This is a genomic window from Hahella sp. KA22 (assembly GCF_004135205.1).
Lineage (GTDB): Bacteria > Pseudomonadota > Gammaproteobacteria > Pseudomonadales > Oleiphilaceae > Hahella.
In genome coordinates this window covers 869,079-896,047 of the sequence record NZ_CP035490.1, presented here as the reverse complement: position 1 = coordinate 896,047, position 26,969 = coordinate 869,079, and the positions used below count along the sequence as shown (strand labels likewise).

At 55.6% G+C, this 26,969-nt stretch carries 21 protein-coding genes; 13 read left to right on the top strand and 8 right to left on the bottom strand.

Annotation, left to right across the window (positions count from 1 at the left end; translation table 11 throughout):
• Positions 1–18: 18 nt before the first annotated feature.
• Positions 19–2,934, bottom strand: coding sequence for a class I adenylate cyclase (locus EUZ85_RS03930; RefSeq protein WP_127968016.1), 2,916 nt, complete (start codon positions 2,932–2,934; stop codon positions 19–21).
• A 122-nt stretch (positions 2,935–3,056) separates the two neighbouring features.
• Positions 3,057–4,463 carry an argininosuccinate lyase gene (argH, locus tag EUZ85_RS03925; protein WP_127968015.1) on the bottom strand — a complete coding sequence of 469 codons (1,407 nt, stop codon included), beginning with the start codon at positions 4,461–4,463 and terminating at the stop codon, positions 3,057–3,059.
• Positions 4,464–4,713: 250 nt separating this feature from the next.
• On the opposite strand from argH, the gene EUZ85_RS03920 reads away from it, so the two are divergent.
• The 6 genes from EUZ85_RS03920 (at position 4,714) to EUZ85_RS03895 (ending at position 11,013) form a co-directional block, all read left to right on the top strand.
• On the top strand, positions 4,714–5,688 hold the full coding sequence (locus EUZ85_RS03920; RefSeq protein ID WP_241566947.1) for a sensor histidine kinase: 975 nt from the start codon (positions 4,714–4,716) through the stop codon (positions 5,686–5,688).
• Between the two features lie 40 nt (positions 5,689–5,728).
• The gene (locus tag EUZ85_RS03915; RefSeq protein WP_127968013.1) at positions 5,729–6,466 is read left to right on the top strand and encodes a LytTR family DNA-binding domain-containing protein; all 738 of its coding nucleotides are present in this window, start codon (positions 5,729–5,731) and stop codon (positions 6,464–6,466) included.
• A 120-nt stretch (positions 6,467–6,586) separates the two neighbouring features.
• Positions 6,587–7,522 (top strand): hydroxymethylbilane synthase, encoded by a 936-nt coding sequence (gene hemC / locus EUZ85_RS03910; protein ID WP_127968012.1) that lies wholly within the window; start codon positions 6,587–6,589, stop codon positions 7,520–7,522.
• Entirely contained in the window at positions 7,506–8,288 is a 783-nt protein-coding gene (locus EUZ85_RS03905; protein ID WP_127968011.1) for a uroporphyrinogen-III synthase, read from the top strand. The genes hemC and EUZ85_RS03905 overlap by 17 nt, the downstream gene beginning before the upstream one ends.
• Positions 8,289–8,362: 74 nt before the next feature.
• Positions 8,363–9,766, top strand: a complete 1,404-nt coding sequence (locus tag EUZ85_RS03900) for a uroporphyrinogen-III C-methyltransferase (RefSeq protein ID WP_127968010.1) — start codon at positions 8,363–8,365, stop codon at positions 9,764–9,766.
• Positions 9,763–11,013: a heme biosynthesis HemY N-terminal domain-containing protein gene (locus EUZ85_RS03895; protein WP_127968009.1), complete on the top strand. Its 1,251-nt coding sequence runs from the start codon at positions 9,763–9,765 to the stop codon at positions 11,011–11,013. The genes EUZ85_RS03900 and EUZ85_RS03895 overlap by 4 nt, the downstream gene beginning before the upstream one ends.
• Before the next feature lie 20 nt (positions 11,014–11,033).
• Here EUZ85_RS03895 and EUZ85_RS03890 read toward each other — a convergent pair whose 3' ends face one another.
• From EUZ85_RS03890 to trxA, 4 genes are all read right to left on the bottom strand, one after another.
• On the bottom strand, positions 11,034–12,077 hold the full coding sequence (locus EUZ85_RS03890) for a 2Fe-2S iron-sulfur cluster-binding protein (protein WP_241567076.1): 1,044 nt from the start codon (positions 12,075–12,077) through the stop codon (positions 11,034–11,036).
• Positions 12,046–13,512: a 4-hydroxy-3-polyprenylbenzoate decarboxylase gene (ubiD, locus tag EUZ85_RS03885; RefSeq protein WP_127974398.1), complete on the bottom strand. Its 1,467-nt coding sequence runs from the start codon at positions 13,510–13,512 to the stop codon at positions 12,046–12,048. The genes EUZ85_RS03890 and ubiD overlap by 32 nt, the downstream gene beginning before the upstream one ends.
• 133 nt (positions 13,513–13,645) lie before the next feature.
• Positions 13,646–14,908 (bottom strand): transcription termination factor Rho, encoded by a 1,263-nt coding sequence (rho, locus tag EUZ85_RS03880; protein WP_011394275.1) that lies wholly within the window; start codon positions 14,906–14,908, stop codon positions 13,646–13,648.
• A 201-nt stretch (positions 14,909–15,109) separates the two neighbouring features.
• A complete protein-coding gene (gene trxA, locus EUZ85_RS03875; RefSeq protein ID WP_011394274.1) occupies positions 15,110–15,436 on the bottom strand; it encodes a thioredoxin TrxA in 327 nt (108 codons plus the stop codon).
• Between the two features lie 281 nt (positions 15,437–15,717).
• Here trxA and ppx point away from each other — a divergent pair, with 281 nt between their 5' ends.
• Positions 15,718–17,265 (top strand): exopolyphosphatase, encoded by a 1,548-nt coding sequence (ppx, locus tag EUZ85_RS03870; RefSeq protein WP_206617991.1) that lies wholly within the window; start codon positions 15,718–15,720, stop codon positions 17,263–17,265.
• 122 nt (positions 17,266–17,387) lie between these two features.
• Here ppx and EUZ85_RS03865 read toward each other — a convergent pair whose 3' ends face one another.
• Together EUZ85_RS03865 and EUZ85_RS03860 are read right to left on the bottom strand one after the other, a co-directional pair.
• Positions 17,388–18,494 (bottom strand): branched-chain amino acid ABC transporter substrate-binding protein, encoded by a 1,107-nt coding sequence (locus EUZ85_RS03865; RefSeq protein WP_127968008.1) that lies wholly within the window; start codon positions 18,492–18,494, stop codon positions 17,388–17,390.
• Between the two features lie 112 nt (positions 18,495–18,606).
• Positions 18,607–20,517 (bottom strand): ABC-F family ATP-binding cassette domain-containing protein, encoded by a 1,911-nt coding sequence (locus EUZ85_RS03860; RefSeq protein ID WP_127974396.1) that lies wholly within the window; start codon positions 20,515–20,517, stop codon positions 18,607–18,609.
• Between the two features lie 48 nt (positions 20,518–20,565).
• On the opposite strand from EUZ85_RS03860, the gene EUZ85_RS03855 reads away from it, so the two are divergent.
• From EUZ85_RS03855 to gap, 6 genes are all read left to right on the top strand, one after another.
• Positions 20,566–21,129: a TIGR02444 family protein gene (locus tag EUZ85_RS03855; RefSeq protein WP_127968007.1), complete on the top strand. Its 564-nt coding sequence runs from the start codon at positions 20,566–20,568 to the stop codon at positions 21,127–21,129.
• A gap of 4 nt (positions 21,130–21,133) precedes the next feature.
• Entirely contained in the window at positions 21,134–21,637 is a 504-nt protein-coding gene (locus tag EUZ85_RS03850; RefSeq protein ID WP_241566945.1) for a DUF4124 domain-containing protein, read from the top strand.
• A gap of 126 nt (positions 21,638–21,763) precedes the next feature.
• Positions 21,764–22,480 (top strand): FKBP-type peptidyl-prolyl cis-trans isomerase, encoded by a 717-nt coding sequence (locus tag EUZ85_RS03845; RefSeq protein ID WP_127968006.1) that lies wholly within the window; start codon positions 21,764–21,766, stop codon positions 22,478–22,480.
• A 229-nt stretch (positions 22,481–22,709) separates the two neighbouring features.
• Entirely contained in the window at positions 22,710–23,483 is a 774-nt protein-coding gene (locus EUZ85_RS03840; protein WP_164887174.1) for an ABC transporter substrate-binding protein, read from the top strand.
• A gap of 26 nt (positions 23,484–23,509) precedes the next feature.
• Complete coding sequence (locus EUZ85_RS03835; RefSeq protein WP_127968004.1) at positions 23,510–25,777, top strand: NHL repeat-containing protein; 2,268 nt, start codon at positions 23,510–23,512, stop codon at positions 25,775–25,777.
• A gap of 174 nt (positions 25,778–25,951) precedes the next feature.
• Positions 25,952–26,950 (top strand): type I glyceraldehyde-3-phosphate dehydrogenase, encoded by a 999-nt coding sequence (gene gap, locus EUZ85_RS03830; RefSeq protein WP_127968003.1) that lies wholly within the window; start codon positions 25,952–25,954, stop codon positions 26,948–26,950.
• Positions 26,951–26,969: the final 19 nt, after the last annotated feature.

Genomic DNA, 26,969 nt, shown 5'->3' with positions numbered 1-26,969 from the left:
AAATCTTGTTGGCGGCGCTTATCTGGCTGCGGCGGGATTCATATTCGGCAATGACACCGCGCCGCCGCCGGTGCGGGCCGCACGGATCTCACGCTCAAGCACCACTTTATATTGCAGGTATTGAGTGGTCTGTAGATGGCTCTGGTATTCCTCACGCTCCAGATCGTGTGGCAAGCTGAGATCGATGATGTAGCCGGGCAAGGCGGCGCTGTTACGGAAGCGGCTACTTAAATAATGCGCCAGCGCCGCCGCTACCCGGCCGCCATGCTCCAGCACCGTGAACTCCTTATGCTCACAGTAGAGATTGAAATCCAGTTCGCGGCCATTCTCGTAAGCCCCGATCGCCTGTATCTCCACATAGTCGCCAAAGCCTTTATGCAGACTGATATCCCGTTTTTCAGTCCGATATTCCGGTTTCCCCGGCTGGAGTTGATAGAACTCCACTTCATGGAATTCAGCGCCGTCATCCGCCAGGGAGTCATGCATCTGTTTACGTTCCTGCACCCCCAGCAAAAACTGCTTCAAAGACCCCAGCAGCACATTGAGGTCGCTCCCCGTCTCCCGATACACCAGCAAAGAGCCTTTCTCGTCAATCACATAAATATCGGTAATGCGCCCCTGATTCAGATAGAACACTTGCACGGCATGCGGGCGCATGCGGACGAATACGGCGCGTAGCACATCTTCGCTCAATGCGTAGTCATCTACGACAATCGAACTGTAATGCTTTTGCGGCTGCGCCAGAAATTCACACAGTCCGACATAGTCGTCCAACGCCGTGAATCGGGGCTGATCATCGACAAATTGCAGCACGAAATAGCGGTCTTCCATCTGCAGAATATAGCGGCTGCGCGCACGCTCTTTGGCGCTGAAATAACAGGCCACCACTTGCTGAAACAGCTGACTGACCCGCTGTGCAATCGCTCCCGCCCGGGTTGGGCAATAACAGAGCACGGACAGTTGCGGCAGTCCTTCGCCAAACTGCTCACTCTCCGCCAGCGCGGCAAGATAATTTTTCAGGCACTGCACCAGGGTGTCGCCAGACTCATAACGCTGCACCATCACTTCATTCCAGCTATTGATGATGACTTGATCCAGCGTCACCACCAGGTTGGCTCGTTCTGAGGCGTAGCCCAGCGCATCGTTGCGGTTGCTGAGCTTGTGCAAGCCGCGGCGACTTAGATCCGCCATGGGGTCAACGCCCACGTTCACATAGACCAGGGTTGCGCGCAGCCTGGCTTTAGCGCGGTAATCCTGTTGCGTCACCGCCGGCAGCGGCAGGCTTATCAGCGAGCGCAGACTGGAGATGATCTGTTGCAACTCATACTGGCTGGCGTGACTCTCTCCTGACGCTAGACTAACGCTGGTGCTGCGGTCCAACAGGCCATTGCAATACGCCCAAACCAGCAATTCAATGAGACTGTTTGAACGTTTGACCGCGGGATTGAATGCCGCGTCCATGGGGTTGGACAAATTCCGATACAACAGCCAACCGTTACCTGCGGCGCCGATGGCCTGGCTGCTGAGATGATGAAACGCCAGATTATCCTCCGACAGATTCGGAGCAATGCCGGGGTTGATCATCTCGACTTTGCCGGCCTTGCGCTGGAAAGCAGCATAGAGTTTGCGACCCAGCAGGTTAATATCGCGGGCGCTGATCGCCGCCGCCAACCCCTTCTCCCGCGCATAGGAAGACAAGAACCGGTAGCAGCCGGTGAGTTCATTGACCACTGCGCGTTTTTCCTGAATCACCTGATCCACTTTCCATGCGCTGCGGCCGTCCAGATATCGCAACTCCCGTTCTGACCATTCCCATTCATGAGTCAGCTTTTCCATGACTTTACGACGCCAGGACTTTTCTCTTTCTGGAACGAAGACTGACAGGCGCTCGCCGATTTTCAGATAAAAGCTGCGCCGCACCAGATCCAGACGCCCTTGCTCACGCTGGGATTGCAATGATTGCTCCAGACGCCGGTAGACCATGACGTAAGGGTCCAGCTCATTGGGGTCAAGCGTATCCGCGAAGATGGCCTGTTTGTACGCCAGACTCAGGTTGGGCAGCGTGTCCTCATCTTTTGCGTAGGATTCCACCAACATCAGTTTGAGTACCGACTTATATGGAGAGTCGATGCCTTTATAGAGCTGCCACATGCCGGCGCCGACAAACTCGTTAGGAGGAATCCGGGCGCAGCCGCCAAAGTCGATGTAATCCTTGGGCTTGATGAAACGTTTCTCTAATAACATCTCCGCCAAATCGGCGTAATTCGCCTCCTGATCTGGTGGAATCAGCCACCATAAAGGATAAGCGCCGCCCAACCAGATGCCGGTGCGGTAAAATTCATCTAACAGCAAATAATGCTGGGCGGTGCCGCAATCTTCAGAGTCCGCGGCGGCCTCATGACGACCGCTGCGAAAGGCCTCTGCGTCCATCAGGAAAATGTGCATCTCAGAGCCCATCTCCATCGCCCATTGGCACACCAGGTCCGCTTTGCGTTGCAGCTCCATTAACGCCGTTGCGTCCAGATCAGAACGATGGCAGAGCCAGACATCAAAATCGCTGCCCCCGGAATGAGCAATCGAGCCGGTGCTGCCCATTAAATAGAGGCTGGTGATATCCCCATGGTGGCGCGCCGGCTCCCGATAGTTGAAGGAACGGCTGAGACGCTGCGCCTGCGCGACAACGTTCTTATCCGGTTCATAGTTAACCAGTCGATGAGGGGTGGTGCGGGAAACGTAGCCCGGCAACAAGGGGTGATTGACATGAAAAAGCAGCGGCAATAGTTCCAACACAACCTGCTGCCTTGGCGTCAGCGCCAGGCGGGTGCGTTGTAAACGATGCTCCACCAAAGTGATGAAACGCTGACAAAGCGTTTTCAGGACTTTGCGGTCCACGCCTTCGGTGTAGTCGGGATTTAGGCTGCGCCGGTAACTCATGCATAGAGTATAGCGGGGGCGGCGCGTTGCGTTTGCGACGCTCGGTATTTATTAGGCAAAGGAATGTAAAGGCCCGGGTCGGTTAAACCACCCGGGCGAAACCGCGATTAAACGCGGGAGATTTACATCTCAGTGTTGCGTTTGAGCCATTCCCGAGTACGGACCACAGCGGCGCGCACCTGTTCCGGCGCCGTACCGCCAATGTGATTACGGGCGTTGACGGAGCCTTCTAACGTCAGTACCTCGAACACATCCGCATCAATATCCGTGCTGAACTCGCGTAGCTCCTCCAGACTCATTTCGCTCAGGTCTCTGCCGCTGGAAACGCCCAGCGCCACCGCCTTGCCGACAACTTCATGAGCATCGCGGAAGGGCAAACCTTTACGCACAAGATAATCCGCCAGATCCGTCGCGGTGGAGAAACCGCGACGCGCCGATTCCGCCATAGAGTCACGATTGACCGATACCGCCGGCATCATGTCGCCATAGGCTTTCAGGCAGCCTTTAACCGTGTCGATGGCGTCAAACAACGGTTCTTTGTCTTCCTGATTGTCTTTGTTGTATGCCAGCGGTTGGCTTTTCATCAACATAAGCAGGCTGATGAGGTGCCCGCTTACACGGCCGCTCTTGCCGCGAATCAGTTCAGGCACGTCCGGGTTTTTCTTCTGCGGCATGATGGAAGAGCCTGTGCAGAAGCGATCAGGCAGATTGATGAAGTTGAATTGAGCGGAAGTCCACAGCACCAGCTCTTCAGAGAAACGAGACAGGTGCATCATCAGCAAGCTGGCGAAACTGCAGAACTCAATGGCGAAATCCCGGTCACTGACCGCATCCAGAGAGTTCTCCGCCGGTCCGTTGAAGCCCAGCAGTTCACTGGTGTACTGACGATCGATAGGATAAGTGGCGCCCGCCAGCGCAGCTGCGCCCAGCGGCGAGACGTTGAAACGCTCCCGGCAGTCCAGCAAACGACTGAAGTCGCGCTTCAGCATCTCCGCCCAGGCCAGCATGTGGTGACCAAAGGTTACCGGCTGCGCCGTCTGCAAGTGAGTGAACCCGGGCATGATGGCGTCCGCTTCACGCTCCGCCAGATCCGCCAGGGCTGCGATCAAACGCAGAAGGTCAGCGGCGATAACATCAACTTCATCGCGCAAATACAGCCGAATATCCGTCGCCACCTGGTCATTACGCGAACGACCGGTATGCAGTTTTTTACCGGTAATGCCGATTTTCTGGGTCAGGCGCGCTTCGATGTTCATGTGCACGTCTTCCAGTTTGACCGACCATTCAAATGCGCCGGCTTCGATTTCCGCTTCAATTTCACGCAAGCCGTTGATGATCTGATCGCGTTCTTCTTCAGTCAGCACCCCGACTTTGGCCAGCATGGTGGCGTGAGCGATAGAGCCGCGGATGTCGTGATGATACATGCGCCTGTCGAAATCCACGGAGGCCGTGAAACGTTCTACGAAGGCGTCGGTGGCTTCTGTGAAGCGGCCGCCCCAGAGCTTATCGGTAGTGTCCTGCTTTGTCATGATGGTCAAGTTGCCTCATACTTGGAAATGATTCGAAGCGCACGGAACCCATGCCCAACCTGTGGCATGATAGGTAAAGGCCCGCGATTATAACAGTTTCCCGCGCTCTGTAGACATGCAAGGCGACGGGTCGGGGCGTTTGTATTCGCCAACCAGCTTTGACGGCACGAAAATGGAGCAGTCCCCCAAGTCTTCCCACCCGCCAGGGGTGTTTCTACCAGAGCTTTGCAACGTTCAAGCGGTCCTCTTGATGGTAATCGCCACGGGGCTTTGCGCGCTGTTGTTTACGCTTATCTACGCCGGCCCCGGTCATTTCGACTGGGACTATTTCGCGCTCACCTCGTTATTCATGTTGTGGGTGGTGCTGACCAGCGCGTTGATTCTGTGTCGTCTGCGCATACTCGGCGCAAGCTGGAGCATGTCCCGGCAAGCCCTGGTCGCTTACCTGATAGCCCCGGCCATTACTCTCATCTACGCCATACTCGCTAACGCCCTGTTCCGCAAAGGCGCACTGGAAGAGCCTGGATCGGGCTTTTGGTTTGTCGTGCAGGCGGTGGCTATCAGCGCGATCCTAACCGGGATTATCCTGCGTTATTTCTATCTCCAGCACCTCTGGCACCTGCAGCAGAAATCAGAGCTGGAGTCCCGGGTGCAGGCGTTGCAGGCGCGGATACGCCCGCACTTTCTGTTCAACAGCATGAACTCCATCGCCGGGCTGATACCGATCAATCCCAACGAGGCGGAAGAGGCGGTGCTGGATTTAGCTGAATTGTTCCGGGCCGCTCTGAAAGAGTCCTCGTCCCTGGCGCCGTTAAAAGAAGAACTGGCTCTTTGCGAACGCTACCTGCGCATTGAACAGCTCCGTCTTGGCGAGCGATTGACAGTAAAATGGGACATGCGCAATTTATCCGACGCCGCCCGAGTGCCGCCATTGAGCATCCAGCCGTTAGTGGAAAACGCGGTTTATCATGGCGTGCAGCCATCAGCGGAAGGCGGACTCATCACCATCACCGCCTACGAACAAGGGTCCTGGCTGTATGTCTTGATAAGCAACCCTGTGCATAACGGAGATCCAAGCCAGGGCCACAAAGGCAACCGCATCGCCATGCAAAACATCCGTAGCCGTCTACAGGCGTTTTTCGGCGATCAGGCGGTGCTGAAAACCAGTCAGATGGACGGCCGCTTTACCGCCACCATGCGCGCGCCTTTACATAAAAAAGGCTGAGCGGCTATAACATGCAACTCCTTGAACCCATGAATGCGATATGACGAAAGTGATCATCGTCGACGACGAGCCCCTGGCCAGAGAGCGCCTGAAGCGATTACTGCTGGACACTCATTATGAGGTCTGCGCGGAAGCCGCCGGGGGGGATGAAGCCCTGGAGCGCATCTGTCTCCACACCCCGGATATTGTCCTGCTTGATATCCGCATGCCAGGCAAGGACGGTTTGGAAGTGGCGGCTGAGTTGGCGCAACACCCTCAACCTCCCGCAGTGATCTTCACCACAGCCTATGACGAATACGCCATCCAGGCGTTCCGGGTGCGCGCGCAGGACTATCTGCTCAAGCCCATCCGCCGTGAGGATCTGATGCGCGCCCTGCAAAACGCCACGCAAGTGAATCGCGCTCAATTGCAAAACCTGAAGCAAGAGATTAACGGGCAGGACGAGGAGCCGGCGGTGGTGTGCCGCAGCAGCCGCGGCATAGAGCGTATTAAAATCAGCGACATCCTCTATTTGCAAGCGGAACACAAGTACGTGACGGTATTTCATACACAGGGAGAAACGCTCAGCGACCAGCCGCTAAAAGAGCTGGAGCAAGCCCTGAATCCTCATTTTCTGCGCATCCATCGCAATACGCTGATTAACCGCCACTACATAGAAATACTGCAACGCCGCCACGACGGCCATTATGAAGTGCGCCTGCGGGGCGTGAGAGACGCGCTTCCCGTCAGTCGGCGACTGGTGACCGAGGTCAAACAATTCCTGGCGCAGCCGACCTGATCGACCTCCGGCAAAGACAAGCGGCGGGAAAATGAGTATGCTAGCGCCTGCGGTTGGATTTACGTGTAAATTCAACCGACTTTTTCGCCGAATACGACACAATTAGCGCAATTTTAAACTATGCCGAAACAGCACCTTGTGATCGCCACACGTCAAAGCGCGCTCGCGCTATGGCAAGCGGAGCACGTCAAACAACGCCTTGAGGCGTTACACCCCGGATTGACCGTCGAATTGCTCGGACTAACCACCAAAGGCGACATTATTCTGGATACGCCGCTCGCCAAGGTCGGCGGTAAAGGGCTCTTCGTCAAGGAGCTGGAGACAGCCATGCTGGAGGGTCGCGCCGATATCGCCGTCCACTCCATGAAAGACGTTCCCATGGAGTTCCCACCCGGTCTAGGCCTGGGGGCGATCCTGGAGCGTGAAACTCCGACCGACGCGTTTGTCAGTAATCAGTACGCCAGCCTGGATGAATTGCCTGAGGGAGCCGTCGTGGGCACCTCCAGCCTGCGCCGCCAGTGCCAGCTTTCCGAGCGGCGACCCGATCTGAAAATCGTTTCTCTGCGCGGCAACGTCAATACGCGTCTGGCCAAGCTCGACGCCGGCGACTTTGACGCCATCATCCTTGCAGCATCTGGGCTGAAGCGATTGGGCTTCGCCGATCGCATTCGTGAAGAGCTGACGCCGGAAGTCAGTTTACCCGCTGTCGGCCAGGGCGCGCTTGGCATTGAATGCCGTCTTGACGATCCCGAAGCCATGGCGCTTATCGCACCATTGCAGGATGCGGAAACCACCGCGCGGGTGTCGGCGGAAAGGGCGATGAACCACCGTCTGCAAGGGGGGTGCCAGGTTCCCATTGCCGGCTATGCGGAAATTACCGGCGACCAAATGAGATTACGCGGCTTAGTAGGCAGCCCGGACGGGGTGCAAGTACTCCGTGACGAAGTGACAGGGCCTGTCGCCGCAGCGGAAACCCTCGGCACGGAGCTGGCCGAGCGTCTATTGCAACAAGGAGCAGGAAAAATTCTGGAAGCCGTGTATGGAAACCACTCTTAGTCAGGAGCTGAGCGGCCTCAGAGTACTGTTGACCCGCCCTCAGGGAGAAAACGATTCCTTACGCGCGCTGTTGGAGCAAAGCAGCGCGGAAGTTCGGGTGTTGCCGGCCATCGCCATTGAGCCGCTACCCGAAACACAAGCCATAAAAGACTGCATCCTCGATCTGGATCGCTATACTCATGTGATCTGCGTGAGTAAACATGCGTCGCGTCTATTGCTGGAATTGATAGACGCTTACTGGCCGCAAGCGCCACAGGGCGTGCGCTGGTTCGCTATCGGCGAGAGCAGCGCCGCGCCGCTACGCAGCTATGGACTGACAGTCAACACGCCTGAGCAAGGCTGCGCTTCTGAGCAACTACTGGAACATCCAGGTTTGCAAGCGCGCAAGGAAGACGAGCCCCCCATGCGAGTATTGATTGTGAAGGGCTGCGGCGGACGCGAATTGTTGGCGGAAACCATGCAGGAGCGTGGCGCGCATGTGGCCACCTTAGAGTTATACGAGCGTAAAGAGCTGGAGTATGACCCCAATGAATTAAACGAAGCCCTCAAGCAATGGCGCCCGGAGGTCATCGTCACGTTATCCGGCGAGACTCTGCTGCACCTTTGCCAACTGGGCCAGAATATCGGTTACGCCTGGGGCGACACGCTGTTCGTCATCCCCAGCGCCAGAGTCGCCACCCTGGCGCAGGAGAACCGTCTGAATTACAAAATCGCGCCGGAGTTATCCGACGAGGCCTTACTGGCCCTCCTCAAAACGGCATGCTAACCCTTCTCTAGTGTGAGAGGGACGCCGTTGCCTGCAGGCGCGTTGATTACTTAGATTACTGGGTAGGAACGAGTGTGACGGAAGAATCAAAACCAAACAAACCAGAACAGCCGGAGCAGGACAAGCCCGCTCTGGAACAGGAGCCCTCGACTTCTCCTGAACCCGGAATGGAACCCGCCAGCGCCAAGGAAAGCGCCATAAAAACCGAGCCCGACGCAGGCTTGTTCGCGTCATTTACTTTGTCTCGGCCGGAAGCCAGCGCAGAAAAAGATAACGTGGAAGCGCCTAAATCAGAATCCACTACATCAGAGCCTGAGCAACCATCAATCAAAGCGGAAGACAGGGTCAAAGAGCCTGTGTCCAAACCAACACCGCCGCCATTATCTCCCCCACCGCCCGCAACACCGCCTGTAGCGGCTAAGGCGCCTAAAACCTGGCCTTTATGGCTGGCGATTCTTGTTCTATTAGTGGTTATGGGCGTTGGCGCCGGTTGGTTTCGGACGTATATGCAGACCTGGCAAGCCAAACTCGACCGCGCCATGGACCAAAGTCAGGCAGGAAAACAGCTTGCGGACGAAGTCGGGCTGCGTTATCAGGATCGCCTGGACAAACTGGACGCCGCTGTCGCCAAGCAGCGCGAGAGCCAGGCGCAGTTGCAACAGATGATGGATCAAACCGCCAGAAATTTATTGAGCAAAGGCGAAACCGGTCGTATCGACTGGCTGTTCGCCGAAGCCGAATATCTGTTGCGTCTCGCCAATCAGCGCCTGCATATGGAGAAAGACTACGTCGGCTCTCTCGCTATTTTACAGGCTGCGGATCAAGTGCTGGCGGAGACCAAAGAAGTCGCCGCCTACCCCGTACGCAAGGCTTTGGCGGAAGAAATCGTCAGCCTGCAGGCCATTGCGGACATTGATCGTCAAGGCATCTATCTACGCCTGGAAGCCCTGATCAATCAGGTGGAAAACCTGGATCAGCGCCTGTTCCTGAAAGATACCGTCATGCTAAGCGACAACCCGGTTCCCGAGGAAGCGCCAACGCCGAGTGGCGAAAGCCATTGGTACGACAGCGCCCTGGCTTCCATGGGCAAACTGGAGAAGTACTTCTCTATTCGTCGCCTGGATGCTCCCGTTGAACCCCTGCTGGCGCCAGAGCAAATTTATTACCTGCGTCAGAACCTCCGCATGATGCTGGAGCAGGCGGAACTCTCGCTACTAGAGAAGAATCAGGACGTTTATGTGCACAGTCTGGAAAAAGCGGAGAAGTGGGTAGCGGATTATTTCGTCATCAACAACGCCTCCGCCAAAGCCTTGTTAGAGAACCTGCAACAGCTGAAGAAAGAGCCCATCGACCCAGAGTTACCGGATATCTCCACGTCCTTGCGTATGCTGAAAAACCTGATGGAGTCCTTGTACAAGCGTGGCGGTAAACCCGCCACCGGCGCGCTCACTCTGGACCACAAGGAGTTGGCCTCATGAATTTCTATGCGCTGGTGCTGCTGATATCCCTCGCCATCGGCGTGGCGCTGGGCTTTTTAGTGCAATTGGACGCAGGTTATGTGCGCGTCTCCTGGCTGAACTGGCTGGTGGAGACCAATGTCTGGATCGCTTTCGCCCTATTGATCGGGTTTTACTTCGCCCTGCACTATTTGTTCAGAACCCTGTCGACCACTCTTGCAGTCAGAGCTGGCTGGCGGCAATGGCGCAAGAAGCGTAAATACAGCCGGGCGCAGCAGAATACCATTCGCGGATTGCTGCACTATGCAGAGGGCAACTGGAAGCAGGCGCAGAAATTTTTGTCCGGCAGTGCGGAGCAATCCGACACGCCTCTGATCAACTACCTCGCCTCCGCGCAGGCCGCTAACGAACTGGGCAATGAAAAAGAAAGCGACTTATTTCTAAAGAAAGCGTTCGACAACACGCCTGGCGGCGACGTCGCCATCGGCGTGACTCAGGCGCAATTGCAACTGGCGCGAGGGCAACTGGAGCAGTGCTTGTCCACCTTGTTGAACCTGCGGAAGAAAACGCCTCATCATCCATTCGTACTGAAGTTGTTGCAGCAGGTTTACACCCGCCTGAACGACTGGCAGAAGATGAGCGAGATACTGCCGGAGCTGCGCAAATACAAAGTGCTGAAAGACGACGAAGTGGAAAAGCTGGAGTTGGAAACCTGGCTCAACCTGCTGCGCCAAGCCTGCGACGAAGCGCTGCGAGCGCGCAAAGGCGAGTTCAACAGCGAGCCATTAAACGCGATTTGGGACCGCATGCCCGCCAACCTGCGCAAGAATCCTCACGTCATCTACGCCTATGCGTCACAGCTGATGCGGCTTGGCGCCGGTGGTCAGGCGGAAACGCTTCTGCGCAAAGCATTGAAACAACACTGGAGCGATATCCTGATTGATCTGTATGGCCAGATCGCCGGGGCGAATGTGGCGGAGCAATTACTGGCTGCTGAACACTGGCTGAAAGAGCGTCCTAACGACGCAAGCCTGTTGCTCGCACTGGGACGCCTAAGCTTGAGAAATGAACGCTGGAGCAAAGCCAAAGAATATTTTGAAGCAAGCCTGAAGCTAAAACGTCGCCGGGAAACTTATTATGAACTGGCGCGCTTGCTGGCCGCCATGGACCAGCCTCAAGCCAGCAACGAGTACTTTATTCAGGCTTTACATGACAGCGCCAAACTGCCTGACCTGCCATCGCCGAAGTCACAACGGCGCAGCGCCTGATCCGCACTCACCCAGGGGCGTCAGCCCCTGGGCGCATACTCCAGCACATCTGAAAAGAACTGCTCATTGGGTAGGCCCAATGGAGCCAGCGCATCCATTGCGGTATACACCATCGTCGGCGAGCCGCTCACATAAACCAGACTGTTGTCCCAATGCCGTCGCTCGGCCAGCACCGCTCGCACCAGTTCGGCATGATGACCCTGCCATTCGTTATCGCGGTTATCCGCCATCACTGGCGTGAAAGAGATATTCTCATAGCGTTCGGCCCAGGCCTCAGGCAGAGCGCGGGCATACATCTCCTGCGACTGTCTTACGCCCCAATATATCGACAGCTTACGGTCAAACCCTTGCGCCAGCAGATATTCAACGATGGACTTGATTTGCGCAAACCCGGTGCCTGCGGCGATTAGAGTGACATCCATATCGGGAACGCCGGAGATGAAACACTTCCCCAACGGCAAACGGGCGCGCACCACGGACTCTGAGGTCAGGTATTGATAGATCAACAGAGCGTTGTGACTCTCCTGGTGAACCTGGATGTGCAGCTCAACTTCCCTGGTTCCTGGCGCATTCGCAATGGAAAAGAAAGCCGCCTCGACCCCAGGAGCCAATAGCTCCAGGTATTGTCCGGCGAAGAATTCCGGCAATGCGCCAGCAGGAGCCAGCAATTGCACTTGGTATACATCGTCAGACAGCGCAGTGACCGCCTTGATTTGAAACGCCAGTGTTTTTGTTTCCAATTCGTTTGGTCCCCAAATCCGTCTTAATTCAAACTCACAATCGCCCGCAGGCGTCGCCTTACATAATAGAACTTCATCCGCGCCCAGGCGCCGACGCCCTGATTCTCCAGCGCCGCCCGCAACCTTTCCATTTAGCAGTTTCGCCGCACAGATATGGCAAACGCCATTATCACACGCATGAGGAATCTTGTATCCCTGTCGCAATGCCGCCGCCAATATCGTCTCCCCTTCACCCGCGTCAAACTCATGACCGGAAGGTTGGAAGCGCAGGCGATGATGCATCTGCAGACCCTCAATCAATTCCCAGCTGCGACCAGAGGTCATCGACACGCGCTTTGACCTCCGCATCCATCTGAATGGTGCGTCCCCATTCACGCTGCGTCTCGCCGGGCCATTTATTAGTAGCGTCCAAGCCCATTTTTGACCCCAATCCTGATACTGGCGAAGCAAAGTCCAGATAATCAATAGGCGTATTCTCCACCATGACGGTGTCCCGCGCAGGGTCCATGCGCGTGGTAATCGCCCAGATAACGTCTTTCCAGTCACGGGCGTTGACGTCATCATCCGTGACGATCACAAACTTGGTGTACATGAATTGTCGCAGAAACGACCAGACGCCCATCATTACCCGTTTAGCGTGACCGGGATACTGCTTCTTCATGGTCACTACCGCCATGCGATAAGAGCAGCCTTCCGGCGGCAGATAGAAATCGACAATTTCCGGAAACTGTTTCTGCAAAATTGGCACGAACACCTCGTTCAGAGCGACGCCCAATACCGCAGGCTCATCTGGCGGACGTCCAGTATAGGTACTGTGATAAATCGGCTTTTTCCGCTGCGTAATGCGCTCAACGGTGAACACAGGAAAACGATCCACCTCGTTGTAGTAACCTGTGTGATCGCCAAAGGGACCTTCCGGCGCCATTTCTCCCGGATGAATCACTCCCTCCAGCACAATCTCCGCGCTGGCGGGCGCTTGCAGATCGCTACCGATACAACGCACCACCTCGGTCTTATTGCCTCGCAATAAGCCCGCGAAGGCGTACTCTGACAGTGTATCCGGCACCGGCGTCACTGCGCCCAGAATTGTCGCCGGATCAGCGCCTAAAGCCACTGCGACCGGGAACGGCTCCATGGGATGCGCTTCCCGCCACTCGCGGTAGTCGAGCGCGCCGCCTCGATGGGATAGCCAGCGCATAATCAGTTTGTTGCGCCCAAACAATTGCTGACGATAGATCCCCAGGTTCTGGCGCGTCTTGTTGGGCCCGCGCGTGATCACCAACGGCCAGGTCACCAACGGACCCGCGTCCCCCGGCCAGCAGGTTTGAATCGGATATTGATAGAGGTCTACGTCATCACCTTCAATAATCACTTCCTGACAAGGTGCAGAGCTGACTTCTTTCGGCCCCATATTCATTACTTGCTTGAAGATCGGCAGCTTGCTCCAGGCATCCCGTAGCCCCTTGGGCGGCTCCGGCTCTTTCAGAAAGGCCAATAGCTTGCCAATTTCCCGCAAACTCTCAACGCTTTCCGCGCCCATGCCCAAAGCTACGCGCCCAGGCGTACCAAACAGGTTGCCAAGAACAGGGATTGAGTAGCCGCGGGGATTTTCAAACAACAAAGCAGGACCTTCACGCCGTAGCGTACGGTCACAGATTTCGGTCATTTCCAGATGGGGGTCGACTTCCGCAGTAATGCGTTTCAGCTCACCGCGTTGTTCCAATATACGGATGAAGTCTCGCAGATCTCGGTATTGCAGACTCATAAGATTCGATATAGACAGGCTGGGATCGATGGATTCATAGGCGCACAATATAGGCGCGGCGGATAAAAGAAAACCCCTGCGCCGGTGGGCGACAGGGGCTTAAACTCATCTCAGGTCAGCCATGCGCTTAGCGCTTTTTCATGGCCTGGAAGAATTCGTCGTTGGTCTTGGTGTCCTTCAACTTATCAAGCAGGAACTCCACCGCGGCGATATCGTCTTCCATAGAATGCAGCAGCTTGCGCAGAATCCACACTCTTTGCAGCTCTTCCTCAGACATCAGCAGCTCTTCACGACGAGTGCCGGAACGACGGATGTTAATCGCAGGGAAGACGCGTTTTTCAGAAATTCTACGGTCCAAGTGCACTTCCAGGTTACCGGTGCCCTTGAACTCTTCGTAAATCACTTCGTCCATTTTGGAGCCAGTGTCAATCAACGCCGTCGCGACGATGGTCAGGCTGCCGCCTTCCTCGACATTCCGCGCAGCGCCGAAAAAGCGCTTGGGACGTTCCAGCGCATGGGCGTCCACACCACCGGTCAGTACTTTGCCGGAGGACGGGATAATAGTGTTGTAAGCGCGCGCCAGACGAGTGATGGAGTCCAACAGGATCACTACGTCTTTTTTATGCTCAACCAGACGCTTGGCTTTTTCGATAACCATCTCAGCAACCTGAACGTGACGGGCCGGCGGCTCGTCGAAGGTGCTCGCAACCACTTCACCACGTACGGTGCGCTGCATCTCGGTCACCTCTTCAGGGCGTTCGTCGATCAGCAGAACCATTAGATGGGTTTCGGGATTGTTGCGGGTGATGGACTGGGCGATGTTCTGCATAAGGAGGGTCTTACCGGCTTTCGGCGGCGATACGATCAAACCGCGCTGCCCTTTACCGATTGGCGCGACCAAATCCAGAATACGCGCTGATAAATCTTCCGTACTGCCGTTGCCGGCCTCCAGACGCAGTCTTTCCTGTGGGAACAGAGGCGTCAGGTTTTCAAACAGGATTTTGTTGCGGGCGTTTTCAGGTTTGTCGAAGTTGATTTCATTGACTTTCAACAGTGCGAAATAACGCTCGCCGTCTTTCGGCGGTCGAATCTTACCGGCGATTGTATCGCCTGTTCTGAGGTTGAAACGGCGGATTTGACTGGGTGAGACGTAGATGTCGTCAGGGCCGGCCAAGTAGGAACTATCCGCGGAACGCAAGAAGCCGAAGCCATCCTGCAGGATTTCCAGAACGCCATCGCCGTAGATGTCTTCGCCGCTTTTGGCGTGCTTTTTCAAAATACTGAAAATCACATCCTGCTTGCGGGAGCGAGCCATATTTTCCAGGCCCATTTCTTCGGCGATGGTCAATAACTCAGGAACGGGTTTCTTTTTTAATTCAGTAAGATTCATAGGATCGAAAAACAGTTGACCTGATTGGAGAGGGTTAGGTTATAGATGGAAGAGTTTATCGTTTTACTTATTAATCAGCGAAAGGAGGACTATCGCCAAAAAGTTGAAAGCAAAATCAGTATAGGTTGAATTATAGCCTTCGTCCAGAAAATTACGCGCATTTTGAGCAGGGGTCAGACCCCCGCTCAGAGAAGGCGTATATTAAAGGTTGCTGTCCAGGAAAGCCGTCAGCTGGGACTTGGATAGAGCGCCTACTTTGGTCGCATCTACAGCGCCATTTTTGAATAACATCAGCGTTGGAATACCACGGATACTGAACTTGGGCGGAGTCTTTTCATTTTCGTCGATGTTCAGTTTGCAGATTTTCAGACGATCGCCATATTCTTCCGCGATCTCTTCCAATACCGGCGCAATCATCTTACAGGGACCGCACCACTCAGCCCAGTAATCCACCAGCACGGGGCCATCGGCCTTCAAGACTTCACTTTCAAAAGAGTCATCAGTTACGTTAACAATTCGGCTGCTCATTATTTAATCCTGGCTAAGAGGTGAATGCTTTTACCGACTACTATATAAGGTGGGCCTGGTAAAAATAACCTTAAAATCCGGTTAGGAAAATGACTTTGACGTCCTGTGAAAGAAGTGGTTCCATTCTCCGCCGGCTTATTTCGGTCGGCTGACCTTAATATTGGAGCAATCAGTACAACTGAAAATTGACCGCTTAGGTCGACTAATTCAGCAAGCAAGTTGACAATCTAAAACGAGATTTCCTAAATATAAGGTTTAGCGCAAGGATTTCAAGAGAGTTCATGACAATATCATCCACCACCCCGGCGGACGCCGTCTCTCCGGCGCCTTCTTCTCCTGAGCTGATCGCCGCCATCGATATGGGCTCGAACAGTTTCCATATGGTCGTCGCCCAGCTGGTTCACAATGAAATCCGGCCGCTGGAGAAACTAGGCGAAAAAGTCCAGCTTGCAGCAGGTCTGGACGCACGTAACTTCCTCGACGAAGCCTCCCAGCATCGGGCGTTAGCCTGTCTGGAGCGTTTCGCGCAGCGCATCAGCGGCATGCCCCGCGGCGCAGTGCAGATTGTAGGCACCAATGCATTACGGGTAGCGAAAAACGCCCGCGCCTTCATACGCAGGGCGGAAAAACTTATCGGCCACCCCATTTCAGTGATAAGCGGACGGGAAGAAGCGCGACTCATTTACCTCGGCGTCGCCCACTCACTTTCCGACGACGCCGACAACCGGCTGGTCATCGATATCGGCGGCGGCAGTACCGAATTCATCATCGGTCAGCGCTTTGAAACCAAAGAGCTGGAAAGTTTGCACATGGGGTGCGTGTCTTACCGGGATCGCTTTTTCGGCGACGGTAAGATCACTCAACTGCAATTCGCCCGCGCCTTTGTAGAAGCCTCCCGTGAGCTGCTCAACATACGCAACCGCTATCGCAGCGTTGGCTGGCATCATTGCGTCGGCTCCTCAGGCTCCATCAAGGCCATTGAGCAAGTACTCACGCACAACCAGTGGGGAATGCACAAAATCACTCCGGACGGCCTGGTTAAACTCAAAGACGAAGTCGTACGTCTGGGTAAAATCAGCCAGCTTACCAAGCTGGGCGTTCGCAAAGACCGGCTGTCGATTTTCCCAGCGGGGCTGGCGATATTGATGGCGGCGTTCGATGTGCTGCAAATCGAGGAAATGGAGTTCTGCGACGGAGCCCTGCGCGAAGGTTTACTGTACGACATGATCGGCCGCATCCATCATGAGGACGTGCGCGAGCGCACCATCAACAGCTTGCAGGAACGTTATCATATCGACCGCGAGCATGCCGCCGCCGTCGAGGGGACCGCCGTAGCGCTATGGAAACAGCTCGCGGAGCAGTGGAAATTACCCAACGAGGAACTGACTGAACTACTGCGTTGGGCGTCGCGCCTGCATGAAGTCGGCCTGGCTATCTCTCACACTCAATTCCATAAGCACGGCGCTTACCTGATTCGCTATTCCGACCTGGCGGGATTTTCCCGGCAGACCCAGCAATCGCTGGCGATGCTGATTCGCGTTCACCGTCGGAAAATTCTGGATACCGTTTTTGATGAATACGCGTTGGAAGATGCTGATCCCTTGAAGCAATTAGCCGTAGCGTTGCGACTTGCGGTGGTCCTGCAGCACTCACGCAACTGCGAAGTACTGGACTCCGTCAAAGTGAAAGCGAACAAAAGATCGTTAACGCTGATTTTTCCGAAAGACTGGCTGCAATCCCGCCCGCTGACCAGCGCTGACCTGGAAGCGGAGAAAGGCCTGCTTACCAAATTCGGCATTGATATGGAGTTCAGGGAAGAGGACAGCTGAACCTGGGGCCAGCCTGCCAGCAATGTGTTCAGCGTTGAAAAGAAAACACTTGCTGATGGATTAAAAAGTAATAAATAGAGAGCAAAAAAGGGGCGCAAAATAGCGCCCCTCTTATTCAATGGTTACAGCGGCGTGGAAGTGCCGTCCTGATGCCAGGTAAACAAACCGAACTCAAAGCCTTCGAGGTCGCCTTTGTCATCCCAGGTCAGAGGACCCATTGCTGTATCAATGGTATTTTCGCGCAGGTAATCGGCGACTTTCTCTGTATCGCCCTCACCCACTTTGTTCATCGCGGCAACCAGTGACTGCACCGCGGCTACGCTGGTCCATACGAATGGTCCGGTAGGATCTTGCCCTTTGGATTTCATCAACGCCACGACATCTGCGTTATTCGCATTCAGGTCGTATCTGGCGGGCAGGGTTACAATCAAACCTTCGGAAGCCGGGCCGGCGATAGAAGAGATCTCTTTGTTGCCGACCGCTTCAGGTCCCATGAACTGAGGCTTGAAGCCCGCGTCGCTGCTTTGTCTCAGAATCAGACCCAGCTCTGGGTGATAACCACCGTAGTAAACCAGATCCACGTTCTCTTTTTTCAGCTTCGCAATCAGGGAGGAGAAGTCTTTATCGCCAGCGGTGACGCCTTCAAACGCAACAACATTAACGCCCATGCTTTCCAGCGTGCTTTTTACAGAGCTGGCGATGCCCTCGCCGTATTGCTGTTTGTCGTGAATCACCGCCACGCGCTTGGGCTTAAGGTGTTCTGCGATATATTTACCGGCGGTGGGCCCTTGCGCAGAGTCCAGACCGATGGTGCGGAAAATGTAGCGGAAGCCGCGCTCGGTGATTGAAGGGTTAGTGGAGCAGGTCACCGCCAAAATGCCTTCGTCTTCGTAGACATCGGTGGCGGGTTGAGTGGAACCGGAGCACAAATGTCCGACCACATACTGCACGCCATCGTTGACGACTTTGTTGGCGACCGCCACAGCCTGCTTGGGTTCGCAAGCGTCGTCATATTCAACTGCTTCCAGCATTTTGCCCTTGACGCCTCCTGCTTTGTTGATCAGGTCAATGGCTGCGTGCACGCCGTTAAACTGCATCTCGCCGTATTGGGCGACCGACCCGGATTGGGGTCCTGCGATGGCGATTTTGATGGTTTCAGCGGCTTGAAGAGCGGAGGAGAGACACAGGCCGACTGCCAGCCCGGTCAGGGTGCGTTTCCACAGTTTCATGGGAATACTCCTTGCGAATATATTGTGATTATCGTGGTTGCAAGGACTCTAACTAAACTCCGTAGCGGCGAAGCGGTCTATAGGCATATATACGCATAGAGAGATAGGCCGATCAGAGCAGTCCTTCCAACTCCTCATTTAGCTCCAGCCAGATTTCTTCCGCCTCGGTCAGAGTTTGGCGGTTCACTCGCTGGGATTCCAGAAGCGCCTTCAGTTGTTCCTTGTTTTGATCCTCGTAAAGATCTCCTTTACCTAATTGCGCTTCAATTTCCTGCAGTTTGCCCTGCAACTTTTCTATCTCAGCTTCCAGTGTAGCTATTTTTTTCCGCAACGGGCTTAAACGCTGCCTTTTTTCCGCTTCTTCTCGCTTTCGCCGCTTACGATCTTCCGCACTTTCCTGCATTTCGGCATCTGTAGCGTCATCGCTCTTCGCCGCTTCCGGCTGATTCGCGCGCAACCGGCTCAACAATTCTTTTTCGTAGTCTTCCAAAGAGCCGTTATAGGGCTCCATACGGCCGCCATGCACCCAGACGAACTGGTCCGCCATCGCCCGCAACAGGTGACGATCGTGAGAAACAACGATGACCGCGCCAGGGTATTCCTGCAGCGCCATGTTCAGAGCGTGGCGCATATCCAGGTCCAGGTGGTTGGTGGGTTCGTCGAGCAATAACAGGTTGGGTTTGTTCCAGGCGATCAACGCCAGCGCCAGACGCGCCCGCTCGCCGCCGGAAAAGTTCTTGATGTCGCCCGCCGCCTGCTCGCCGGGGAAACCGAACCCGCCCAGGAAATTACGAATTTCCTGCTCCGACGCCTGCGGCCTGACTTTTTGCAGGTGCTGCATCGGCGTAGCGCCTGGGTCCAACGCTTCCAGTTGATGCTGCGCGAAGTAACCGATCCTTAAATGTTCACCGCCTGTTCTGCGGCCGGAAATCAACGGCAATTGTCCCGCCAGCGTTTTGATCAGGGTCGATTTACCCTCGCCGTTAGCGCCGAGCACGCCTAATCGAGCGCCGGGCAACAGCGTCAGATTTACATGCTGTAAAACGGGCTCGGAGCCATAACCCAAGCCGCCGTCATCGACCACCAGCAACGGACTGGAAATCTTATCGCTGCACGGTAGAGAAAAGCTGAACGGCGAATCCACGTGCGCCGCTGCGATCAGCTCCATACGCTCCAGTTCTTTCAATCGGCTCTGCGCTTGCTTCGCCTTGGTGGCTTTAGCGCCAAAGCGCCGTACAAAAGACTGGATTTCAGCGATACGGGCCTGCTGCTTCACATACAGGGCTTGCTGTTGCGCCAGCCGCATTGCTCGCGCTTCTTCGAACTGACTATAGCCCCCGGCGTAAAGCACCAATGAGCGCTGATCATAATGCAGCACGTGGGTCGCCAGGTGGTCGATGAAGTCCCGGTCGTGGGAAATAAACAACAACGTCCCCTGATAGCGAAGCAACCAGTTTTCCAGCCAGACCAGAGCGTCCAGGTCCAAGTGGTTGGTAGGTTCGTCCAGCAGCAACAGTTCGGATGGACACATCAGCGCCTGCGCCAGGTTCAGTCGAATTCGCCAGCCTCCGGAAAACTCTCCAACCGTACGCGAGTGCCAGTGAGTGGGGAAGCCCAGACCTTCCAGCAGGCGACGTGCGCGCACTTCGGCGCTGTAGCCGTCGATCAGGTCAAGCTCATGGTGCAGGCGCGCAGTGGCGACGCCATCGTCCGCCTGCTCCGCCAGCGCCAATTCGGCCTGCAACTGACGCAGTCGCTTATCGCCGTCGAGGACAAAGTCCAGCGCGGAGCAATCCAGCGCGGGCGTCTCCTGAGCCATGTGGGAGATACGGGTTCCGCCGGGAAAGGAAATGTCTCCCGAATCGGAGCCAATTTCCCCCAATATAAGGCTGAACAAAGTAGATTTACCGCAACCGTTAGGGCCGACAATAGCGACGCGGCTGCGCGCCGTAACGGTGACAGTGGCGTTTTCCAGCAGATACTGGCCGGAACGTTGGATCGATAACTGATTTAGACTTAACATGGCGGCGGATTTTAACACGCTTGCCATCGATTCATTAAAGAGTTTTCTATGAGCGAAAACGCCTCTGACAGGCCAGAGTCCAAGGCCTCCAAAAACCCGATTCAAGGCGGCCCGCTCCCACTGAACAATCCACTTTGGGATTATGCTCTGGCGCGTTATGCCAACCCGCAAACTCAGGCAATCTGTCTGCAATGGCAAAATCAGTTTGACGCCGACGTGAACCTGCTGCTCGCCTGCGGCTGGCTCGCCTTACGTCAACGTCGCTTTAACCCCGCCAGCGATTTCAACGCCATCGATTCCTGGCGCGCAGAAATTGTTCTTCCACTGCGAACCTCACGCAACGCGCTGAACAAACAAGACAGCCGCCAGAATGCTCTCAGACGGCGCATTCTCCAGTTGGAACTGGCGGCTGAACGCTACGAAATATCGCTTATTTATGCTTTACTATCAGGTACGGGGAAAGAGGATTTATCAGCGCCGCAGGAAGCGGTGGAGACGGTTGCTCTTTGCCGTCGCAATCTGCTTGATTACTTCTCCCGTCTCAATGACGCGCAGGAAGTGAATCAGGCGCAATTGAACTTAGTGGCCGCAAATCTGGTCATGGAGATGTAAACCTTTGAAGTGGATTTTTCGATTTCTGACATTGGCCTCGCTTGGGGTCGCCCTCGCCCTGCCCTTTTTTATTAAAGATAAGACAGGTTCGCCCATGTGGCGGCTGCCCTTACCGGAAGGAACCGAGACGCCAACACTGATGACCATGGACAAAAAGCTGCCGGAACAGGAAGTAGTGCGTCAGGTCTACAAATGGCGCGACGCTGACGGCGTGCTGCAGTACAGCGACGCCCCGCCCCCCGAAGGCGTCAATGTGGACGTGATCAGCGTCAGCAACAAAACCAATATTATTCAGTCCGTGCCCACGGAGAAGAAGGAAGAGCGCCAGGTCGCCACCGGATCTCCCCGCGACGGCTTGCCTCCCGAGACGCGCAAGACTCTGGAGGAGGCGGAAAACAAAGACACCCTCAGTTTCGAACGCGCGCTGAACATCATGGATGAAGCCAAGGCGGTGCGCGACCTCATGAATGAACGCAACAAGCAGTTGCAGCAAGTCAACGGCGGTTAGAACTGTGAACCAGGCCCGGGATACTGCCATATCCCGGCGTTGACATCCCCTAGCGCAGGGCGCCAAAAAGCTGTACCTTAAAGCGCTTTATACTGCCAATCCATCTAATTTTTTTGAGGAATAATTATGAAAAAAGCGTTAGCCAGCATGAGCGGTCTGCTATGCGCTGTGGCGTTATCATTGCCTGTCGCAGTCCATGCGGAAACGGAAAAGCTCACTAACGACGCACAGAAAACCGGCTACAGCTTCGGTCAAATGTTCGGTCGTCGTCTGGCGGACTCCATGCCTGAGCTGGATATCGAGAGCTTCACCAAAGGCGTCGCCGACGCATACGCCGGCAAGCCTTCCATGATGACCGACGAAGAGATCTCTGCGCAGGTTCAGCAATATCAGCAGGCCATGCAGAAGAAGCAAATGGAGCAGTTCGAGAAGATGGCTGAGGAAAACGCCAAGAAAGGCGACACCTTCCTGGCCGATAACGCTAAGAAAGAAGGCATTGTCACCACTGACAGCGGCCTGCAGTACAAAGTGCTGAAAGCCGGCGAAGGCGACAGCCCCAAAGCGCAAGACACCGTTGAAGTTCATTACACCGGCAGCCTGATCAACGGCGAAGTATTCGACAGCTCCGTACAACGCGGCGAGCCTGTATCCTTCCCTGTTAACGGCGTGATTCCTGGCTGGACCGAAGCGCTGCAGTTGATGAAGCCCGGCGCCAAGTGGCAGCTTTTCATCCCCGCCAAACTGGCTTACGGCCCTGGCGGCAACGGTCGCATCGGCCCGAACGAAACCTTGTTGTTCGAAGTTGAGCTGCTGTCAGTCAAAGCTGAAAAATCCGACGGCTAATCCGCCGCTATTGTTTGCCCGCAACAATGCTATGCTTTATAGCATTGTTCAGGCAGACCGTCAGAAGGGTCACACGCCCGCATCAGCCGCCGGAACTCGCATTCCGTTCGGCTGACACTATCGCATTGACGACTGCGAACAGGACTTTCGCTGCAGGATTCTCTCCTGCGTTTTGAAGGAATAAAGGCCGAGCGTCGGCTGAACGCTTATGCATTCAATGTGAGTCATCTTGAACACCTTTCACCGTCTGTTTACGTTGTTGCTTTCAGGAGCCCTGACGTGGATCTTCTCGTCGCCCTCTCTTGCTGATGTCGACATTCACGATCTGCTCGCGGAAGATAAAGAAGTCGTCGTCGGTTACATCGAGTTCCCACCTGTTTTCTTTACCAATGACGAGGGTAAGCCGGAAGGCTACCTGATTGATCTCGCGCGTATGCTGATGGAGAAAAAAAAGTATTCCTGGCGCGCCGTCTCCCGTCCTACCCGGCGCATGGCTATTGAGCTGGCGGACGGCAAAATTGATCTTTGGATCGGACTCTCCACCTTGCCGGAATTTACTGACGCCACCCTGGTCGGCGACTCCATCGTCGCCCGGATCGAACTCAACGCCTATTGGCAGGGCGACAAGAAGGTCATTAACCGCGTTGAAGATCTGGTGGGGGAGAGCGTGGTCCTGCTGCATGGATTCAGTTACGGCGGCGCCATCAGTTTTCTCCGTGACCCGGTCAACCGCATCCGTGATTGCTCTGCTTTCAACCATGCCCAGGCCATCGGCATGCTCAAAGTGAAACGCTGTGATTATCTACTAAACTATGATGGACCTATGCGGCTGGAGCTGAAGAAACAGCCAGTTCAAGACCTGCATCGCAAGCGTTTGTCCTCCCTGGACGCGCGCTTCGTCGTGAGCAAGAAACGCAATCACGCCGCCATGTTGCTCAACGATCTGGAAAACGCGCTGCATGAGCTGGTCGCAGAGGGAAAATGGTTTCTGCCGCCGCCGTGATGTGATTTGCAGATCAGGCCGCCAGGATGGAAACCGACTGTATCGCTCAGTCAGAAAGGGAGCCCGTCATGCTGCTGAGTTATCGCTCTTCGCTTGGTCATACTGAAACCGCCGCAACCGCCGCCACGCCTTTCGTTCTCGCCACCCATCCTGAGTTCACCTTCAACTCGCCAGTCGGTCTGGCGGTGGATCGTCACCGACGCGTCTGGATCGCAGACACTGGCAATAATCGCCTGGTGATTATGAACCCTTACCTCAGCGAGGTGTTGGCGGTTTTCGGGGGACCAGGCAAAGAACCCGGCCGTTTCAACATGCCCTTCCGCCTGTGCCCGCATCCCACAAAAGCGCTCATGTATGCGTCGGATCTGGCCAATCGTCGTATCCAGGTCATCGCATATCGTAAGGACCTGCAGCTGGATGTGGTCAATGTATTTGGGGATAAACAGAAAGAACCCCTGGTGGGACCGAATGGACTGACTTTTATTGACGGTCATCTCTGCGTAGCGGATGAATTTTACGCCAACAGCGAGGGTGACAGCCGTATCGCCATTTTCACTGAAAGCGGCGAATTCAGCCACGACATTCAGCGTATCGACTGCGACGGAGAACCGTTGACGTTGCTGTGGCCGCAAGGTCTTAGCTCTGATGACGAAGGCCGCCTGTACATCGCCAACACCGGCCACGCCAACGTGCTTCGTTGCGATCTGCAGGGCAAAGGCGTTCCGTTCGCCGCTAACGGGCGCAGCGAACTCACTGGCCTTGGTGTCGCCCGGGATGTCTCGGTGGCCCACGGACGTCTGTATATTCCCGGCAGCGGCGAATATCAGATTGGCGTCTTTGATCGCGAGGGGCAGCCGCTGGACTCCATGCACGGCTTCTTCGTCCCTATCCAGGTCACCGCCGTGCCGGGCAAAACCAATCGACTGCTGGTGTCCGACCCCATTCTGGCGACAGTCTATCTGCTCGATCCCAAAGATCTGATTCCCGGTCTGGATACCCCCACCTTCATCGCCCAGGCCGGCAACCCGCGTAGTAACCCGGGCCAGTTTTACTATGTGACCTCCGTGGCGATGGTGGACAAACCCCGGATAACCTCACCACAAATTGACGCCTCTTCTCCGTTCTGGCCGGCGCAGATGTCCGCGCAATGGTGGTTTCATTACTGGGACGCCTGTCAGATGTGGTGGCGTTCCGCTCTCAATGTCCGGGAAGATCCGGATGTGGGCGTTTGGATGATGAACGCCGTGCCGCGCACGGTGCTGCATTCCGACCTCAACGAACAAGTGGAAATTCCTGAGCAGATCAGTTACGCCATGTTCGCCGGCATGCTGGGCGTAGATATTTACCAGCCGCCACAGCCTCTGCCCGGTCAAATCGACGCAGACGCTCCCCTGCTGCTGCTCGGCAACTACCTGAGCGGCTTTATCTCCATCCTGCAATACAACCCATTCATCAACGATCTGACGCTTTACACCTTCTTCGGCGGGCCCGGCGACGATCCCTGGGAGTTATCAAAACCTATGGGCATGGCGGTATCGCCGCAGGGAGACATCTATATCGCGGATTCGGGCAATCATCGGATTTCACAATGGCGTATCGACAGTCACGGCATTGTGGGCCATGTTCGCACTTTCGGTCGTCTTGGCGCCGGACCAGGAGAATTTCACTCCCCCAGCGACGTGACTCTGGATGAACAAGGGCGCGTCTATGTCAGCGATCAGTTCAACAACCGCATTCAGATTTTCGAGGCGGACGGCGCCTACGTCGGCGCTTTTGGCGAGGCGGGGTATGGCGATACCGGCGATCATTTTCTGTTGCCCACCGGCGTGCATTACGTCAACGGCCACCTGGTGGTGAACGATCTGGTCAACCGGGCCCTCAAGGTGTTTACTCCGGACGGTCAGTTTATCTGCAGCTATGCGGGTCTGGGAGCCGAACCCGGCACTGGACAGTTGTGGATGCCTTTTCTTCTCCATGGCGCCGGCAATTTCATCGCCGTGCCCGATTGCGCATTGAATGTGGTGCACCTGTACGAACTGGACGACCGCAAACCCGCGCCCACTCTCAATGGTGAGCGCCATGTGCGACTGCGGCGCGCGCCGGCGCCGCCTCTGCATGAAATGCACCCGGAAACCAAGGCGACCGCAGAGGAAATCAAAGAGCATTTGTTGGTGCTGGCCAGTCAGTCGGATCAGCAACAGCAGCCAGAGCTGAGGGAGACGCATCTGGACCGCTTACAGGAGGCCCACGCGCGCCTGCGCGCTAAACATCCGCCGCCAACCATGTTCCTTTAACGGCCTGAAATAACGAACTTTCGCGCAGGCTCTATACTTAATTTTATGCAAATAAACTTGGTAGTCTGCTCTTGGCGTCAATGTGCAAACGGATCAAAGACTTAACCTAGTCACACTGTTAACGGACAACACCAGGGGCGACCGCCATAAAAAGGCCATGCGAAGGGGTTTAATATGATACGGGTCGGCATCAACGGTTTCGGTCGCATTGGACGCAATGTACTACGCGCTATCTATGAGTCCGGATATCGGGACATGATCCAGGTGGTGGCGATCAACGATCTGGCGGATCGGGAGACCTGCGCCCACCTGCTGCGCTACGACTCCATTCATGGCAAATTCAATCAGGACGTGCGGCTCAGTGGCGAACTGTTGCACGTCGCCGGCGACGACATCGCCATGCTGCAGCACAGCGACCCTCTGGAATTACCCTGGGCGGTGGCCAACGTGGACCTGGTGCTGGAATGCACTGGCAGGTTCACCAAACGGGAAAAAGCCGAAGCCCATATCATGGCCGGCGCTTCGAAAGTGCTGATCTCGGCCCCTTCCGAAGACGCCGACGCCACGGTGGTGTACGGCGTCAACGAGCATGTGCTTGAAGCCCGCCACGCCATCGTCTCCAACGCCTCCTGCACCACCAACTGCCTGGCGCCGGTGGCGATGGTGCTGCATGAAAACCTGGGCATCGAACAAGGCGTGCTGACCACCATTCACAGCTACACCAACGACCAGCATCTGCTGGATCTGGCGCATAAGAAAGATCTGTTCCGCGCCAGAGCCGCCGGGCTGTCCATGATCCCCACCCGCACCGGCGCCGCGCGCGCCATTGGCAAGGTGCTGCCGGGGCTGGAAGGCCGTTTGACCGGCATGGCGGTGCGGGTGCCCACCGCCAATGTGTCCCTGTTGGATTTGTCTCTGAAGGTGGCGCGCCATGTCAGCGCCGAGGAGATCAACGCCATGATGCTCGCGGCCAGCCGGGAGACGCCAATTCTGGAGTACAACGACCAGCCGCTGGTCTCCATCGACTTCACTCATTCCACCGCCTCCGCCATTTTCGACGCCAACCATACCCAGTCCCATGAAGGTATGGTCAAGGTGCTGGCCTGGTATGACAACGAGTGGGGTTTTTCTCACCGTATGCTGGACACCGCGCTGACAATGATGAGCGCCTGATGCGGATGCACACGTAAGC

Bases quoted from the DNA above. Each gene is read 5' to 3' on its own strand.
- EUZ85_RS03930 (WP_127968016.1), bottom strand. From the start codon at position 2,934: ATGAGTTACCGGCGCAGCCTAAATCCCGACTACACCGAAGGCGTGGAC.
- argH (WP_127968015.1), bottom strand. From the start codon at position 4,463: ATGACAAAGCAGGACACTACCGATAAGCTCTGGGGCGGCCGCTTCACA.
- EUZ85_RS03920 (WP_241566947.1), top strand. From the start codon at position 4,714: ATGGTAATCGCCACGGGGCTTTGCGCGCTGTTGTTTACGCTTATCTAC.
- EUZ85_RS03915 (WP_127968013.1), top strand. From the start codon at position 5,729: ATGACGAAAGTGATCATCGTCGACGACGAGCCCCTGGCCAGAGAGCGC.
- hemC (WP_127968012.1), top strand. From the start codon at position 6,587: ATGCCGAAACAGCACCTTGTGATCGCCACACGTCAAAGCGCGCTCGCG.
- EUZ85_RS03905 (WP_127968011.1), top strand. From the start codon at position 7,506: ATGGAAACCACTCTTAGTCAGGAGCTGAGCGGCCTCAGAGTACTGTTG.
- EUZ85_RS03895 (WP_127968009.1), top strand. From the start codon at position 9,763: ATGAATTTCTATGCGCTGGTGCTGCTGATATCCCTCGCCATCGGCGTG.
- EUZ85_RS03890 (WP_241567076.1), bottom strand. From the start codon at position 12,077: ATGACCTCTGGTCGCAGCTGGGAATTGATTGAGGGTCTGCAGATGCAT.
- rho (WP_011394275.1), bottom strand. From the start codon at position 14,908: ATGAATCTTACTGAATTAAAAAAGAAACCCGTTCCTGAGTTATTGACC.
- trxA (WP_011394274.1), bottom strand. From the start codon at position 15,436: ATGAGCAGCCGAATTGTTAACGTAACTGATGACTCTTTTGAAAGTGAA.
- ppx (WP_206617991.1), top strand. From the start codon at position 15,718: ATGACAATATCATCCACCACCCCGGCGGACGCCGTCTCTCCGGCGCCT.
- EUZ85_RS03865 (WP_127968008.1), bottom strand. From the start codon at position 18,494: ATGAAACTGTGGAAACGCACCCTGACCGGGCTGGCAGTCGGCCTGTGT.
- EUZ85_RS03860 (WP_127974396.1), bottom strand. From the start codon at position 20,517: ATGTTAAGTCTAAATCAGTTATCGATCCAACGTTCCGGCCAGTATCTG.
- EUZ85_RS03855 (WP_127968007.1), top strand. From the start codon at position 20,566: ATGAGCGAAAACGCCTCTGACAGGCCAGAGTCCAAGGCCTCCAAAAAC.
- EUZ85_RS03845 (WP_127968006.1), top strand. From the start codon at position 21,764: ATGAAAAAAGCGTTAGCCAGCATGAGCGGTCTGCTATGCGCTGTGGCG.
- EUZ85_RS03835 (WP_127968004.1), top strand. From the start codon at position 23,510: ATGGAAACCGACTGTATCGCTCAGTCAGAAAGGGAGCCCGTCATGCTG.
- gap (WP_127968003.1), top strand. From the start codon at position 25,952: ATGATACGGGTCGGCATCAACGGTTTCGGTCGCATTGGACGCAATGTA.